Here is a 15,979-nt window from a genome sequence, read left to right as displayed (position 1 = left end):
CGGCGCCCTCCCCGTCAGCGGAAGAAGATGCCGCGCGTCAGGAACGTATAGTTCGCTTCTTCCGCCATCAGCCAGACCAGCACCAGCAGGCACAACGGCGGGACCAGGATGGCGCAGATCAGCGCCATGCGTTCCCAGGCCATGTGCATGAACACCGCCACGATCAGCCCCGCCTTCAGCGCCATGAACACCAGGATCAGCGTCCAGCGCAGGTATCCGGTGACATGGAAATAGTCGACCATGTAGGACAGCGTCGACAGCACGAACAGCAACAGCCAGATCTTCAGGTACAGCCCGATGGGATGCTGCTGGCCGCTGTGCGCCCCGGCATGTTCGGGCTCGTGCGCGGCCGGCTGCGCAGGCGGCGGGGGGGATGCGGGGGATGTGGGAGTCGATGCCATGGCCGCCCTCACCAGAGATAGAACAACGCGAAGATGAATACCCAGACCAGGTCAACGAAGTGCCAGTACAGGCCGGCGATCTCGACGATCTGGTAGTTGCCGGTGGCTTCGTAGCGCCCGCGCAGCACGCGCGTGGCCACCACCAGCAGGTAGATCACGCCGCACGACACGTGCAGCCCGTGGAAGCCTGTGATCATGAAGAAGGTCGAGCCGAACTGCGCGGCGCCCATCGGATTGCTCCACGGGCGCACGCCCTCGTCGACGATCAGCTTGGTCCATTCGAACGCCTGCATGCCGACAAAGAGCATGCCGAACACTGCCGTCGCCAGCATCAGCATGGCGCACTGGCGGCGTTCGCGCCGGTAGGCGAAGTTGACCGCCATCGCCATGGTGCCGCTGCTGGTGATCAGCACGAAGGTCATGATGGCGATCAGCAGCAGCGGGATATCGGCGCCTCCCACGTGCAGCGCGAACACCTCGCTGGGATTCGGCCATGGCACCGTGGTCGCCATGCGCACCGACATATAGCCGGTCAGGAAGCAGCTGAAGACAAAGGTGTCGGACAGCAGGAAGATCCACATCATGGTCTTGCCCCACGACACCTTGAAGGCCTGCTGGTCCGACGACCAGTCGGCCAGCAGGCCGCGCACGCCACCCAGCGGCGCGCCCGCGGCGGGCGTGGCCGATGACGAAGACAGTTGCGTTGACATGCCGCTCTCCCTCAAAGCCGCTGCGCGCACCGGCTAGTCCGTGCCGCAGATAAAGCGCACCAGCTCGGGCGTGAGCCAGCCCAGCGCCGCCAGCAGCACCACCCATACCGCCAGCAGGAAATGCCAGTAGCGTGCGCACAGCCGCATGCGCAGCACGGCAACGTCGCCGCTGCCACGCGCGGCAACCGCGAAGCCCCAACCCGCCAGCCCGCCCAGCACGTGCAGGCCGTGCATGGCCGTCAGCAGGTAGAAGAAGCTGCCCGCGGGATTGCCGGCCGGCATGACCTGCATCGCACCCAGCGCGTGCCATGCCCACAGCTGCGAAGCCACGAACGCAGCCGCACCCAGCCCGCCCAGGCGCAGCGCCAGCCGCGCCACGCCCATGTGGCCGCGCCGCGCGGCCCGCGACGCCACCTCCATCGCTACGCTGCCCGCGGCCAGCAGCGCCGTCGACAGCCACACCTGCCACGGCAGCGCGATGCGGTGCCAGTCCGGGCTGTCCATGCGCAGCGCATACGCGGTCAGGAACAGCGCGAACAGCGAAGTGACCACGCCCATGAACACCCACAGGCCGATGCTGGCCGGCGCGCGCCGGTGCGGGCGCCTGTGTGCGGCATTTTCGCCGGAGGGATTGCCGCCGAAGTCGTCGCGGCTGACCTTGTAGACGGCGTCGGCGTTCATGCTACGGCTCCGCGGCTGGCATGCGGTTCAGGCTCGGCCCCGCCCGCTTCGGGCGGCGCGTTCTGCGCGATGAAGTCCTCGGGCGCGCCTGGCACGCTGTACGCATAGGCCCAGCGGTATGCCACCGGCAGGTGCGGGCCCCAGTTGCCGTGCACGGGCGGCGTCTGCGGCGTCTGCCATTCCAGCGATGCCGCGCGCCAGGGGTTGCCGTCGGCCTTGCGGCCATGGCGCAGGCTCCAGGCCAGGTTGAACACGAACAGCAGCTGCGCCGCGGCCACGACAAAGGCCGCCACCGAGATGTACATGTTCATCACATGCGCCGACTCCGGGATGAAGGCGTAGTTCTCCCACGCGTAATACCGGCGCGGCATGCCCAGCACGCCCAGGTAGTGCATCGGGAAGAAGATGGCGTAGGTGCCGATGAAGGTGATCCAGAAATGCACGCGCCCCATGGTGTCGTCGAGCATGCGCCCGGTGACCTTGGGATACCAGTGGTAAATGCCGCCAAACACCACCAGGATCGGCGACACGCCCATCACCATATGGAAGTGCGCCACCACGAAATACGTGTTCGACAGCGGGATATCCACGCTGACGTTGCCCAGGAACAGCCCGGTCAGCCCGCCGATGACAAAGGTGCTGATGAACGCGATCGCGAACAGCATCGGCACCGAGAAATGGATATCGCCGCGCCACAGCGTGATGACCCAGTTGTAGACCTTGATCGCCGTGGGCACGGCGATGATCAGCGTGGTGGTGGCAAAGAAGAAACCGAAATACGGGTTCATGCCGCTGACGAACATATGGTGCGCCCACACCACCACCGACAGCACGCCGATCGCCAGGATCGCCCACACCATGGTGCGATAGCCGAAGATGCTCTTGCGCGCATGCACGCTGACCAGGTCCGAGACGATGCCGAAGGCCGGCAGCGCCACGATATACACCTCGGGGTGGCCGAAGAACCAGAACAGGTGCTGGAACAAGAGCGGGCTGCCGCCCTTGTACTGCAGCTGCTGCCCCATCGACACCATCGCCGGCATGAAGAAGCTGGTGCCGAGCGTCTTGTCGAGCAGCATCATCACCGCGGAAACGAACAGCGCCGGGAACGCCAGCAGCGCCAGGATGGTCGCCATGAAGATGCCCCACACCGACAGCGGCATGCGCAGCAGCGTCATGCCCTCGGTGCGCGCCTGCAGCACGGTCGTGACGTAGTTGAGGCCGCCCATGGTCGCCGCGACGATGAAGATCCCCAGCGACACCAGCATCAGGATGATGCCCCAGTCATGGCCTGGCGTCCCGGGCAGGATCGCCTGCGGCGGATACAGGGTCCAGCCGGCACCGGTCGGCCCGCCCGGCACGAAGAAGCTTGCCAGCAGCACGATCACCGACAGCAGGTAGACCCAGAAGCTGAGCATGTTGAGGAAGGGGAACACCATGTCGCGCGCCCCCACCATCAGCGGGATCAGGTAATTGCCGAAGCCGCCGAGAAACAGCGCCGTCAGCAGGTAGATCACCATGATCATGCCGTGCATGGTGACGTACTGGTAATAGCGGTTGGCGTCGATGAACTCGAAGCGCCCGGGAAAACCGAGCTGCATCCGCATCAGGTTGGACAGCACCACGCCCACCAGGCCCACCACGATCGCCACGATGGTGTACTGCACCGCGATCACCTTGTGGTCCTGGCTCCAGACGTAGCGCGTCCAGAAGCTCTGTGGCGCGTGATGGGCGGCATCGTCGGCGTAAGCCATGCGGGTCTCCTCACTTCCGGGCCGGCGCGGGCGCCGCGGAAGGCGGCACGGCCACGGCGGTCGAAGTCGTATAGGTACCAGAGGCGGCGCCCGGCGTCGGCACGGGTGCGGCCGTGCCGGCGGCGGCGGTAGTGGCGGCGCTGGTGGCGGCAGCCGGTGCGCCCGGCGCCACGGCCTCCGGCGCGGCGGCGCCGGTGCCTGCCGACTTGATGTATGCGGTCAGCGCCGCGACCTCGTCCTCGCTCATCGGCAGCTTGGGCATCACCGGACCAAAGCCTTTCACCAGGCGCGCGTGCGGGTCCACGATCTCCTTGTGCAGGAAGGCGTCATCGACCGCCGCGCTGCTGCCGTCGGCGAAGGTCTCGGTCTTGCCGTACAGGCCCTTCCACGTCGGGCCTACGCTCGGGTTGCCGTCGATGCTGTGGCACGCGGTGCAGCCCTTGCCCTGCGCCAGCGCGCGGCCCTTTTCCACCATGCCGGCGTCGCCGGCGGCGCCCGGCGCTGCGGCGGCCATGGCCGCCGGCGGTGCCGCCGCCTTCGCCAGCGCCATGGCAAAGGTCTGCTGCTTCGCCAGCCAGGCCTCGTACACGGCGGGTTCGTCCACCACCACGATGCCTCGCATGTTGTAGTGCCCCACGCCGCACAGCTGCGCGCACAGGACTTCAAAGCGTCCCGTTTGCGTCGGCGTGAACCAGAACGACGTCACCATGCCCGGCACCATGTTCATGCGCGCGCGGAACTGCGGCACGTAGAAGTCATGCAGCACGTCCTTGGAGCGCAGCAGCACCTTCACCGGCTTGTTCAGCGGCAGGTGTACCTCGGGCCCCACGATGATGACGTTGTCCTGCCCGCGCGGATCCTCCGGGTCCAGGCCCAGCGGATTGGAACCGGTGATGAAGCGCGGGTCGGAGGCACCCAGCTGGCCGCTCTTGCCGGGAATGCGGAACGCCCACGACCACTGCTGGCCGACCACCTCCAGCACCATCGCTTCGCGCGGCGGGCGCACGTAATCGGCATAGACAAACAGGCCCGGCGCCAGCAAGGCCACCACGCCAAGCGTGGTGCCGCCGATCAGCCACCACTCGAGCTTGCGGTTCTCCGGCTGGTAGGCGGCGCGGTGACCGGTGCCGCCATTGGGGTGCGGCGCATTGTGCCGGTAGCGCCAGACGATATAGCCGACGAAGAGGTTGATGACGACGAAGAAGATGCCGGTGATGACGAGGGTAATCGTCAGCGTGTCGTCCATCTGTTTCCAGTTGGACGCCAGCGGGGTCGCCCACCACGGGCTCAGGAAATGGAAGAGCACCGAACCGACGACCATGACGACGAGTGCGATGGCCAACGCCATTACCACCCTCCTCCTCGCGCGCGGCGAGGGATGTGGAAGTCACGCAAAGTTGAGATAAGACTAGTGCATGCCGTCAGGTCACTGCAAGGCGACATGGCGGACCTATGCGTCCCGCAATGCACAAGCGTTTCGCGCAGAAAAAGCGGCGGCAGGAACCCCTGGCTCCATGCCGCCGCCGTGGTCGCGCGCGGGCCCGTGTAGTGTGGCCAAAGCGCGCTGTAAACGTGCAACACGTCTTGCCGTGCCCATCGGGCACGATCCCCGGGTTAAAAAAATCTCAGTCCAACGCTCAGTGTCGCCTCTCAGTGCGACACATCCTTGCTTTCCAGCTTCCAGTAGCATGCCGCCGCCGCCACGCCGAAGATCACATGGCCGATGAACGTATGCCAGCCACGCACCTCGATAAACCACGAGAACGCGCGCGTCATCACAAAGAAGTTGAAGAAGTAGACGACCAGCCCGAACACGGCGCCGGCCAGCATCGCCATGCCGAGGCTCGAGTCCAGCGTGAACGGCGCGATGATCGCCGCCAGGATCATGCCGAGCACCGCCCCCAGCACGAAGTGGATCACCAATGCCGCGGCCACGGTGCCGATGCTGAACAGCGACGTCTGCAACTCGTCCGGGCCCATCACGATCGCCGCGATCATGCGCGTGGCCACCCACGGATTGACGCCCGACACCATCGACGACCAGAACAATTCCAGCACCAGCAGCAGCGCGCCCGCAGCCAGCCCCGACACCGCTGCCGCGGTCCAGTCGGGCTGGCGTCGCACATAATGGTGCGATCGCATGTGAAGTTCCATAGCCACCTCCGTCTCTCTCGAATCGGCGGGGCGTTCGACATGGATGGGACCGGGCCCCGCGTCTCTGATCAGCATAGGACACGCGTTTCCGATAAGGCTGCCGGCACGGCGAAAAACTCGCCCGGTGCGTACGCCGCGCAACGCCTGGTGCGCGGGATGTGCCGGTGCCGATACCTGCGGCGCTCGCCCGCTGTGCACGCTACGGGACAATCCCGATGCACGCTGCCTTGCGCACGGCACACACTACCTATACTGGAATCACAAAAGAGAAAGACAGGAGACCACCATGCACTTCAACGCGCATGATCTTGTATTCCTGATTCCGATGGCGCTGGTGGGCGTGATCGTCATGGGGTCGATCCCGGTGACCGCCAAGTACCTGCGTATCAGTTGCCGGACCATGGGGGCGCTGATCGGCGCGCTGGTCGCGGTGCTGGTGCTGGAAGCGATACCGATGCTGATCTGATTCCGGCCCGGGAGGCCGGGCCGGCAGTTCCCGCACGATCCGCATGATCCGTGAAGGGGAGGGCCGCCATGTCGATCGGCCTGCTTGCCGCCATCATGGCGGCGTTGCTGTTTCTTACCGTGTTGCGGGCTCTCTGGCGCTGCAGCCACCCATACCGCACCCGCTACCGGCGCTGCGCCGCGCAACGGCAGCGCGCCGGGCTGAACCGGCCGCCATTGCGGCGGCATGGCTAGTCAGGCGCACTCTGGCTGCTGCTGCAAAGCGCCGCTTGCGTTACAGCTCGATCATCGCGAAATCGCCCTTGCCGACGTCGCATTCCGGGCAGCGCCAGTCGTCCGGGATGTCTTCCCAGCGCGTGCCGGGGGCGATGCCGTCTTCGGGCCAGCCTTGTTCTTCGTCGTACACCCAGCCACAGATCACACACACCCAGGTCTTGTAGGCGACGGCGGCTTCAAGTTGATCCTGCTGCAAAACACACTCCTGATTCGGTCATGACGGATAGTCCGGGCCGAATCATACCGTCTTTTGCCGGCGGCCCCATGGCGGGCGCCGCCGGCGGCCCGGCTACTGGCGGATCGCGAAGTCCACCCGGTTCGGCGCCCCCTTGTCCTTGATGCCCTCCGCCGTGAGCTTGGGCGCGGTCAGGAACAGCCGGCTCTCGGGCACCTTGCCTTCGCGCTCCAGCGACTGCTTGACCACCAGAGCGCGCTGGTCGGCAAGACGCGTGAGGTCGGCTTCGTTGACGGTGGCATTGGCCATCAGCAGCCTCTCCATTTCCTCGGGCGGCAGCGACTTGGCAAAGCCGACGAAGTTGCGTGGCTTCTTCATCGAGGTGCGCTTGTAGACCTCTTCCAGGTATTTCGGATATTCCTGCTTCGACACCTTGATCTCGGCGCCCTGCTCGCCCGACTCGTCATCGCCGGCCTCGGTGCCGGCCTGCGCGCTGTTGCGCTGGTCGCGTCGCTTTTGCTCGGCAACGCGCGCATCCAGCCACGCGCGGCGCGCGCCGGCCTCGTCGGTGGCCGGGTCGATGCGGCCGCTGATTTCCAGGCGCAGCGAAGGCCGGTCGTTGAGCGCCTGGCCGAGCTTGCCGATCTTCTCTTTCGCCGCCGGCGTCAGCGTCGACGTGCCGGGCGCGAATTCGACATACCCGAGTTCGTCGCCGCCGCCGCCGCCGAAAGCCGAGGCGATCAGCGAGAACGGCGAAGTGATCGCCTTGGTCAGCAGGTTGACGATCACGCGCACGATCACGCCGCCGATGCTGAATTCCGGGTCCGACAGCGAACCGGAAACCGGCAGGTTCACATCGATCACGCCATTGCGGTCCTTCAGCAAGGACACCGCCAGCAGCACCGGCAGCTTGGTCGCGTCCGGGCTGTCGACGCGCTCGCCAAAGGTGAGCTGGTCAAGGAACAGGTGGTTGCGCGCATCCAGCTTGCCGTTCTCGATCTTGTAGGCGACGTCGACGGTCAGCTTGCCCTTGGTGATCGGGTAACCGGCGTACTTGGCCGCGTATGGCGTCAGCCGCGTCAACTCCACCCCCGAAGCCTTGGCGGCGATGTCCAGGAACAGTTGCTCGCCCAGCGGGTTGATCTTGCCGTTGATGGTTACCGGCGCATCGTCGTCGATGCGGCCATCGAGCACCAGGTCGGCAGGCGCGGGATCGCCCGAGGACACCTTGGACACCGAGCCTTTCATCCCGGTCAGGTTGGCGGTGTAGTTCGGCCTGACGAAGAAGTCCGAGAAATTGATGTTGCCCTGGCTCACCGACACGCCGCCGATGCGGATCTGCGGCTTGGGCCCGCCCGGCTTCTGCTCGACCTGCGCGGTGCGCGTGTCGCCAGCCTGCACCGGCGGCGTTGCCGGCGCCGAGGCCGGGTTGGCCTGCGTCAGGCTGGTCGACGGCGCCGCCTCGCCCTTGGCCGCGCCACCGGCCATCACGTCCTGCAGGTTCAGGCGGCCGTTGGCGTTCAGGATCACGCGCGCGTAGAAGTCAGACAGCGCGACATTGCCCAGGCTGACGCGCATCGGCCCCTTGCTCTCGTCCATCGCGAAGTCGATGCCCGACACCGCGAGCGAGCGCCAGCGCAGGAAATCATCGCCGCTTACGCGGTCGACCGTGCGGACGTTGCCGGCCAGCACGTTGCCGGCAAAGTTCGCGGCGATCGGCTTGCCGGTCGGGGCGTCGACATTGAGCTTGCCCTTGACCGTCAGCGTGCCGCTGCGCAACGCCGCATTCAGGCGGTCAGCCAGATAGGGCTGCAGCGGGCCCATTTCGACCTGGCGCAGGTCGAGTTGCAGGCGGCTTGCCGGAATGGCGGGCAACAACGAGCCGTCGATTCCGATCACGCCGCGCTTGCCGGACTCGGCATGCAGCTTGACCGGCACCGCCGCCGGTGTCAGCGGCCAGGCAATGGCGCCGGTGCTGAGCGCGACATTGCGGAACTGGTGGACCACCGGGCGGCCGCGGTTGGCCTCGGCCGGCTGGTAGTCCGCTATGCGCGCGCTGCCGCCGTCGACGGCAACCTTGCCGATCCTGGCTTGCCAGCCACCTGGCGCGGCACTGGCGTTCTTGCCGTTGCCGCCATTGGTGGCATTGGTGGCATTCGGGGTGGGGGCCGGTGCCTTGCGCGGCGTGGCGCGAGCCTGCTGGGCCGATTCGCTGGCCCACAGCCGCGCCATTTCGAGCAACTCGCCATGGTGGTCGCGCGTGGCCGCGATCTGCGGCTGCGCCAGCGTCACCTGGCTGGTCTCGAACGTCTGGCGCGCGAGGTCGAGCTGGATATCGTCGAGCACCAGCTTCTCGGCGCGCAGCAGCGGCAGGTTGGCGCCTGCACGGTCGGCGTCGCCGCGCTCACGCGCACGGCGGCCGGCGCGCTGCGGGGCCTGCGCCGCCGCTTCCTTCGCGGTGTTGCCGGTGGCGGCAACAGGCGCGGCCGGCATCACCACCGGTTCGCGCGTGGCGACATAGAGCGGCGCCAGTTCCACCCGTGACTTTTCCAGCACGAACTGGAACTGCGGCGCGGCCCATGACATGCGGTAGTGCAGCTCGGCATTGACCGCGGTCTCGCCGAACTGGCTGCGCAGCTCGCGCGGCCACCAGGCGGCGAACCCCTGCGGCCGCAGCCCCTTGGTCTCGAGCGTGCCGGCCAGCGTGCTGTCGCGCAGCAGCAGGTCGCCGGCATGGTGCAGGGTCTGGCCGTCGGCCACGGTCAGGGTGGCGTCGATATGCGCCGGCTTGTCGCCTTCGGTGCCGGCAAAGCCCTTGACCTCGGCGTCGAGCGGGCCGATTGCCAGCTTGCCCGGGCCCGACGGCGCCAGCGCATCCTCAAACCCGAAGCTGGCCTGCTTGACCACAACGCGGTCGACCGCATAGCGCCACGGCTGGTCCTTGGGCGCGGGGCCGGCCGGCGTGGCTTGCCCGGAAGAAGCGGAAGAAGCGGAAGAAGGCGCGGCAGGCGCAGACGCCGCCGGGGCCGGGGCCGGGGCCACGCCGTCGGTCGACTTGCTTACCGTCTGCGGCAGGAAGGCCGTCGCCAAGTTCAGCGTGCCGTCGGCGCGCCGCACGGCCTGTACCCCCAGCCCTTCGATTTCCACGCTGCGCAGCTGGGCCCGATGCGCCAGCGGCTCGATCCGGGCGATGTCCAGCGCCAGCCGGCCGCTCTTCAGCAGCGGCTGGCCGGCCCGCGTGCGGATATCGGCATCGCGCAGCGCAGCGGTGCCCATCAGCAGCATTTCCTGCGTGTCCTTCTGCTGGCGGAACGCCACCGTCAGGCGTGTATCGAGCTTGCCGGACTTGACCTCGGCATCGCGCAGCGGCGGCGCGAACGCCATGAAGCGCGTCACGTCGAGCCCGTCGAGATTTACATTGAGCCGGGTCTGGCGCGAATCGGCGAACGGCAGCACCTCGCCGTCGAGCGCCAGCGGCGTGCCGTTGATTAGCGCGCTCAGCGTCGGCCGCGTAACGATCTCGACGTCATGCGGCAGGTTGGACAGGAATGGCAGCGTCAGCGTCAGGTGGTCGACGCGCAGGCTGGTGTCGAGCAGCTTGTCGTCATAGCTGAAGCTGCTGCCAGTCACGGCAATATTGTTGACGGAGAAGCGCGCCGGCTCGGCGTCGGCCGGCTTGGGTGGCATTGCCGCGAACTTTTCCTGGACATCGGCAAAGCTCATGCGGCCATCGGCGCCGCGCGCCACGCGCACGGCAAGGCGGTCGACGTGCAGGGTGTCCACAACCGGGGCAAGGTGCCACAGCGATGCCAGCGAGGTATTGGCCTCGGCCTCGCCCAGCGTCAGCGCAGGCGTCTTGCCGTCACGCTCGAAAATCGTCAGGTCAGACAGCGTGGCAGCCAGCTCGAATGGCCGCACATGCGCCTTGCCCAGCGTGACCTTGCGCCCCAGCGCTTCGGTCGCGTTCTTTTCGATCAGGTATTTGAGCAGCGGCGGTCCGCCGAAATAGCCCGCCAGCCCGAAAACCGCGAGCGCGGCGACCACGCCACCGACAACGCGGGTCGCCAGCCGGCCGCGCGGCGTAGCGGCCACTGCCTGAATGGATTGCTTGAATTCCATGTCGTCCCAGAAAAACTGACCCCGCATTCCGACGTTACACGCTTCTTTGTGCCCCGGATTTCACTTTTTTGTCGACATTATGGCAACGGTTTCGGACAAAGCAAAGAAAGTCATCAGAATTGCGTAGTCAACGCCAAAATCGCCGATCTGGTATCTTTACGGCCTTTGCGAAGCGTCTCGTCGCAAGCCTGCGGCTTACCCGCCACACCGTGCCTGCTTCTCCCGCGCTGTATCCTCCGGCCAAATTCTCCACGTACTCCGTGTTGTGCGCTTCGCATGCGATCTCTTCCATGCGAGTCCATTCATGTCCACCTCCAGCAGTACCGCAACGGGCGCCGGCGCAACACAGTTCCGTGCGCGCGCCCTGACCGGCCAGGATTACAAGACCCTCTCCCTTGCCGCCCTGGGCGGCGCGCTCGAGTTCTACGATTTCATCATCTTCGTCTTTTTCGCGACGGTGATTGGCCAATTGTTTTTCCCGCCTTCCGTGCCGGACTGGCTGCGCCAGTTGCAGACCTTCGGCATCTTCGCCGCCGGCTACCTGGCGCGGCCGCTGGGCGGGATCATCATGGCGCACTTTGGCGACCTGCTCGGCCGCAAGAAGATGTTCACGCTGTCGATCCTGCTGATGTCGGTGCCGACGCTGCTGATGGGCCTGCTGCCCACCTACGCGTCGATCGGCCTGGCCGCGCCGGTGCTGCTGCTGGTGCTGCGCATCCTGCAGGGCGCGGCAGTCGGCGGCGAAGTGCCGGGCGCCTGGGTATTCGTGTCCGAGCACGTGCCGGCGCGCCACGTCGGCTATGCCTGCGGCACGCTGACCGCGGGGCTGACCGCGGGCATCCTGCTGGGTTCGCTGGTGGCCACGGGGATCAACAGCGTCTTCACCCCGGCCGAGCTGGCTGACTACGGCTGGCGCGTGCCGTTCCTGATCGGCGGCGTGTTCGGCATTGCGTCGATGTACCTGCGCCGCTGGCTGCATGAGACACCGGTCTTTGCCGAGCTGCAGCAACGCAAGGCGCTGGCGGCGGAAATGCCGCTCAAGTCGGTGATGCGCGATCACGGCCGCAGCGTGGCGGTGTCGATGCTGCTGACGTGGATGCTGTCGGCCGGCATCGTCGTGGTGATCCTGATGACGCCTACCTTCCTGCAGAAGGTGTACGGGTTCGATGCGCGCACCGCGCTGGTGGCCAACAGCGTCGCCACGCTGTGCCTGACCATTGGCTGCGTGGTGTCGGGCGCGCTGGCTGACCGCATCGGCGCGCGCCGCACGCTGTTCTTCGGCGGGCTGCTGCTGGCGGTCGCCGCCTACGCGTTCTACACCACCATCTTCACCCGCCCGGACCTGCTGCTGCCGCTGTATGCGCTGGCGGGCTTCCTGGTCGGCACCATCGGCGCGGTGCCGTTCGTGCTGGTCAATGCGTTTCCGGCGCAAGTGCGATTCTCGGGCCTGTCGTTCTCGTATAACGTGGCGTACGCCGTCTTTGGCGGCCTGACGCCGATGATCGTCACGCTGATGCTCAAGCAGGACAAGCTCGCCCCCGCGCACTACGTGGTCGCGCTGTGCGTGCTGGGCATGGTGACGGCGCTGTTCGTCAAGGACCGCTCACGCGGCTGACGCGCGGCAGCGGTCGCCTGAAACGCAAGGGGAGGGCAGTTGCCCTCCCCTTTTTCATGCCTGCGGGGTCACGGCTCAGCGCCGGTGCTGCCGCAGGAAATCCCACATCATCGCGCTGGCATCGGGTCCGATGTCGCTGTGGAAGCCGTAGCTGGCGTCGCCACCGCTCCAGGCGTGGTCCAGGCCTTCCACCTCCACCAGCGTGACCAGGTCGCGCCTCCAGCGGCCGAAGCGGTATTCGCGGCAACGGCCGGGCTCTTCGGCCAACTTGTCGGCCAACTTGTCGGCCAACCCGTCGGCCAACCCCTCGGCCGGCGCTGCGTCCGGCGTGCCGGCAAGCCGGTCCTCCAGGCCGTTGTAGGCGAGGAACTGCCGCGCCAGCAGCCTGCCGTTGACCGGATGCACCGCATCATCGGCCAGGCCATGGATCACCAGCGCGGGCATCTCGGGGCCGCCTGGCGTCACGCCGGCAGCGTCCAGCAGCCACGCGGGCTCGGCCGTGGCGCCGTGCAGCATGGCGTGCAGGCCGGCGCGCGGGGTATCGGCGGCGCCGATCACGACACCGGAATGCAAGGCCACCGCCGCCACCTTGCCGGGGTAGCGCAGCGCCACCACAGCGGCCATGGCCGCACCGGCGGACATGCCGGCGAGATAGATCTCGCGCTCGCGCACATCCTGGCGCGCGGCCAGCGCGTCGAGCAGCGCCGCCAGGGCCTGCGCCTCGCGCCCGCCTTCGGCGGCGCTCAGGTCGAACCACTGCCAGCAGCGCTGCACCTGCCGCCGCAGCGGCTGTTGCGGGTAAGCGACGATAAAGCCCTCCTGCTCGGCCAGCGCATTCATGCGCGTGCCGGCACTGATTGCATCGGGCGTCTGCCGACAACCATGCAGCAGCACCACCACCGGCAACGGGCCGCGATGGCGCTTGGATGGGATATAGAGGTGATAGGACAGCTGGGGCACCAGTTCGCCGGGCATCGCAGCCAGGCGCAGCCGGTGTGCCTGCCAAATGCCGGGTAATTCATCCGGCGCGGCGGGCGTGACAACGGGACGGCGCGGCCGGGCCGGCACGTCTTGCGGACGTGATGGTGTCAGCGGGTTCAGTGAGTCGAAACGTTCCAGCCAGGACTTCACCTGTGTTTCAGTTCGGGCCTGCACCCGGCTCAGGCGCCGGAGTTGTGTGTGCCAGTCAGAGGCTAGGCTCTTGGTCATGAGGACTCCTGGTCGTATGACGGAATCTCCCCCTATGCCTTTGTTGTTGCGTTGCAGCATACCACACCCGGCGAGCGACGGAAGTGAGACAAATATGACGTTACAGATCGCCGCGGCCTCCCTCTCGGTTTTCTTCCTGGCCCAGCGAAAATATTGAACACCAGATTCGAAAGAATGAAGATCCCGGCAAGTTAGCTGGCGATGCCAGCGTTTTATACTGGCTTGTCGAATGCCCTCGCCCAAAGTTGCCATGCCGGATCACGGCGCCCCCGCCTGTTCGCTTTGCCTGTTCCATGCCGTCTGTGGCGTAGCCGAGATGGGCAGTATGCCGGCGCCCGCCGGCGCGCGCCTGCATCCTGAGCGCTTGACGGTGCGCATCGGCGACCCCGTCTTCCGTCAGGGTCGCCCGGCTCTGACGGTCTACCCGCTGCGCGCGGGCAGCGCCAAGCAAGTCTACGAATCGCCACTGGGGTGGCGCCAGGTCACCGGCTTCGCCATGCCGGGCGATGTGCTGGGACTGGAACCGCACGAAGCGCCGCAGTACAGCACCGCCGCGGTCGCGCTGCAGGACTCGGTGGTGTGCGCGGTTCCGGTCGAATCGCTGCGCGAGTTGATGGCGGCGCCGGCCTTCCGCGTTGCCGCGCTGGAGGTGATGCGGCGCAATGCCGAGCGCGAGCGTGTGCTGCTGGTTGCCGTGGGTTCGATGAAGGCCCCGCAGCGCCTGGCCATGCTGCTGCTGGACCTTGCCGGCGAGCAGGCCCGCCGCCATGGCCGGCAGGACGGCACGCTGACGCTGGCAATGCCGCGCACCGATATCGCCAGCCTGCTTGGCCTGACGCTGGAAACCGTATCACGGCTGCTGTCGCGCTTTGCCTCGGTCGGGCTGATCGCGGTGCGCCAGCGGCGGCTGCGCATCATCGATCCCGCCGGGCTGGCCTCGATCTATGCCGACCTCGAAGCCGGCGCGCAGCGACCCGCGCGCGAAGGCGATCAGGGCGCGGAATTCGCGTCCGGGATGAGAATGTGCCGGGAGGCGGCGACTTAGTGGTCGGCGACGCGCTGCCAGCCGTCCGGCGCGAAGCCGCGCAGTGAGCCGGCGCGCGCCGCCGTGCCCGCTCCCAGCAGGCAACGGCCTGCAGCCCGGGTTGCGCACTCAGCGACGTTGCTGCGCGCACTCCTGCCGATATGCTTCTTCCAGCCGCTTGCGATCCGGCTGGCGCTCCAGTGTCGGATATGTGCGCCCGTCGGCTGTGGTCACCGACGACTTGCCTTCGGACCACTGCGGGCCTTTCGACAGCGCATTGAGCTGGTCCAGCAAGCCCTGGCAGTGCTGGCGCTGCGATGCGGACAACGTGCCACCAGGGCCTTCGACGGCAGTGGCTTCGTCCAGCATCCGCGGCGGCGGCGGCGCCACCATCGGCGTGCCGGCGGCGGCGGATGCGGATGCGGCATTACCCGCCGCCCATGACGTAGCCTGCAGTGAAACTGCCACCATGGCGGCAGTCAGCAGGCCGCACTTGCAAACAAACTTCTTCAAAACCAGTACTCCAGGGGCCGGCGCAGCGCATGGCGGCAGCCATGGTGCGCGGCGTGCATTGCGGAAACCGGCCGTGCCTTCAGCGGTCCTTGCCGTTGCCCTGGCGGCGGCCGGTACGGTTGCGCAGCAGCTCGAGCTTGAGCAGCGCGTCCGCAAGCATACTCTTGAGCCGCGCATTCTCCTCTTGCAGCTCGCGCAGCTTGCGCCCGTCGCGGGCATCGTTCTGGCTCTGGTCTCCATAGCGTGCCCGCCATCCATAGAACGAGGCATCGCTGAAGCCATAGCGCGCGCACAGCTCGCGCACCGGCACGCCACTGGCCGCCTCGGCCAGGTAGCTGCGGATCTGTTCTTCCGAATACCGTCTGTTCACGAATCTCTCCGCTCCACAACGGCGCCGGCGCTGGCGCGGGCAACGCCGGCCGCGCCGCCAACCGTGCCGACTCTGGGCGTACGTTAGCCCACTGCCGCGCCAAAAGGCAATTCAGTGTCTTCGCAAGGCGAGTTAAGAAAATTATCTGGGCGGACCTGGCTTACAGCGTTGCCGCAACGGCCTGCGCAAGCCATCGGAGGCACTGCCGGTGGCGCGGGCGTGCGGGCATTTCCTGCATCTCATTTTTCCGAAAATCCACAAGCCTCGGCGTGGCCGCGCGGGCTAGCCAACCACGCCAGCAAGGCCGCTGCCACATGCGATATTTTGTTAGGCCAATTTGGAGTCCACTTTGTTTCAGCAATGTGGCAACGGCGGAAAAGGCCGTGGCAATCCGCACGCGCCCTTGCGCCGGCAAGGCTGGCCCTACGTAACGGCGCGTCGGATAAGGGCGAAGAAAGCAAAGTTAGAAGGCTGTCATCAAATCAAGTTTCTAGGACTTTTGCAGACCATGTA

Annotated in this window: 15 protein-coding genes; 4 read left to right on the top strand and 11 right to left on the bottom strand. The window is 66.8% G+C overall.

Going from position 1 to position 15,979, the window contains the following annotated elements:
- Positions 1-14 precede the first annotated feature (14 nt).
- The 6 genes from LPA45_RS28800 to LPA45_RS28775 all read right to left on the bottom strand — a co-directional run bounded on the left by LPA45_RS28800 (position 15) and on the right by LPA45_RS28775 (position 5,700).
- Positions 15-401, bottom strand: a complete 387-nt coding sequence (locus LPA45_RS28800) for a cytochrome C oxidase subunit IV family protein (RefSeq protein WP_116319465.1) — start codon at positions 399-401, stop codon at positions 15-17.
- Between the two features lie 8 nt (positions 402-409).
- Entirely contained in the window at positions 410-1,111 is a 702-nt protein-coding gene (locus LPA45_RS28795; protein WP_116319464.1) for a heme-copper oxidase subunit III family protein, read from the bottom strand.
- Positions 1,112-1,144: 33 nt separating this feature from the next.
- Positions 1,145-1,792, bottom strand: a complete 648-nt coding sequence (locus LPA45_RS28790) for a bb3-type cytochrome oxidase subunit III (RefSeq protein ID WP_317922716.1) — start codon at positions 1,790-1,792, stop codon at positions 1,145-1,147.
- Entirely contained in the window at positions 1,789-3,546 is a 1,758-nt protein-coding gene (gene ctaD, locus LPA45_RS28785; RefSeq protein WP_116319462.1) for a cytochrome c oxidase subunit I, read from the bottom strand. Before ctaD ends, LPA45_RS28790 begins: the two co-directional genes overlap by 4 nt.
- A 10-nt stretch (positions 3,547-3,556) precedes the next feature.
- Positions 3,557-4,894, bottom strand: coding sequence for a cytochrome c oxidase subunit II (locus LPA45_RS28780; protein WP_116319461.1), 1,338 nt, complete (start codon positions 4,892-4,894; stop codon positions 3,557-3,559).
- A gap of 302 nt (positions 4,895-5,196) precedes the next feature.
- A complete protein-coding gene (locus LPA45_RS28775; RefSeq protein WP_116319460.1) occupies positions 5,197-5,700 on the bottom strand; it encodes a hypothetical protein in 504 nt (167 codons plus the stop codon).
- A gap of 286 nt (positions 5,701-5,986) precedes the next feature.
- On the opposite strand from LPA45_RS28775, the gene LPA45_RS28770 reads away from it, so the two are divergent.
- Positions 5,987-6,166: a hypothetical protein gene (locus LPA45_RS28770; protein WP_116319459.1), complete on the top strand. Its 180-nt coding sequence runs from the start codon at positions 5,987-5,989 to the stop codon at positions 6,164-6,166.
- A 68-nt stretch (positions 6,167-6,234) separates the two neighbouring features.
- Entirely contained in the window at positions 6,235-6,399 is a 165-nt protein-coding gene (locus LPA45_RS28765) for a hypothetical protein (protein ID WP_199414578.1), read from the top strand.
- A 40-nt stretch (positions 6,400-6,439) separates the two neighbouring features.
- Here the strand turns inward: LPA45_RS28765 and LPA45_RS28760 are convergent, their stop codons facing one another.
- Positions 6,440-6,637, bottom strand: coding sequence for a rubredoxin (locus LPA45_RS28760; RefSeq protein ID WP_116319458.1), 198 nt, complete (start codon positions 6,635-6,637; stop codon positions 6,440-6,442).
- A 93-nt stretch (positions 6,638-6,730) separates the two neighbouring features.
- On the bottom strand, positions 6,731-10,762 hold the full coding sequence (locus LPA45_RS28755) for a DUF748 domain-containing protein (protein ID WP_317922718.1): 4,032 nt from the start codon (positions 10,760-10,762) through the stop codon (positions 6,731-6,733).
- A 277-nt stretch (positions 10,763-11,039) separates the two neighbouring features.
- Between LPA45_RS28755 and LPA45_RS28750 the strand changes: the two genes are divergently transcribed.
- Entirely contained in the window at positions 11,040-12,350 is a 1,311-nt protein-coding gene (locus LPA45_RS28750; RefSeq protein WP_116319456.1) for an MFS transporter, read from the top strand.
- Positions 12,351-12,425: 75 nt separating this feature from the next.
- Here the strand turns inward: LPA45_RS28750 and LPA45_RS28745 are convergent, their stop codons facing one another.
- The gene (locus tag LPA45_RS28745; RefSeq protein ID WP_317922721.1) at positions 12,426-13,559 is read right to left on the bottom strand and encodes a PHB depolymerase family esterase; all 1,134 of its coding nucleotides are present in this window, start codon (positions 13,557-13,559) and stop codon (positions 12,426-12,428) included.
- 325 nt (positions 13,560-13,884) lie between these two features.
- On the opposite strand from LPA45_RS28745, the gene LPA45_RS28740 reads away from it, so the two are divergent.
- On the top strand, positions 13,885-14,604 hold the full coding sequence (locus LPA45_RS28740) for a Crp/Fnr family transcriptional regulator (RefSeq protein WP_376790662.1): 720 nt from the start codon (positions 13,885-13,887) through the stop codon (positions 14,602-14,604).
- Positions 14,605-14,712: 108 nt separating this feature from the next.
- Here the strand turns inward: LPA45_RS28740 and LPA45_RS28735 are convergent, their stop codons facing one another.
- Both LPA45_RS28735 and LPA45_RS28730 read right to left on the bottom strand, forming a co-directional pair.
- Positions 14,713-15,096 (bottom strand): hypothetical protein, encoded by a 384-nt coding sequence (locus LPA45_RS28735; protein WP_116319454.1) that lies wholly within the window; start codon positions 15,094-15,096, stop codon positions 14,713-14,715.
- Between the two features lie 79 nt (positions 15,097-15,175).
- Entirely contained in the window at positions 15,176-15,466 is a 291-nt protein-coding gene (locus LPA45_RS28730) for a transposase (RefSeq protein WP_158577668.1), read from the bottom strand.
- Positions 15,467-15,979 lie beyond the last annotated feature (513 nt).

Source organism: Cupriavidus sp. Agwp_2, assembly GCF_040784895.1.
Classification (GTDB): domain Bacteria; phylum Pseudomonadota; class Gammaproteobacteria; order Burkholderiales; family Burkholderiaceae; genus Cupriavidus.
The sequence above is the reverse complement of the archived record's forward strand: the minus strand, read 5'-3'. Positions and strand labels throughout refer to the sequence as shown.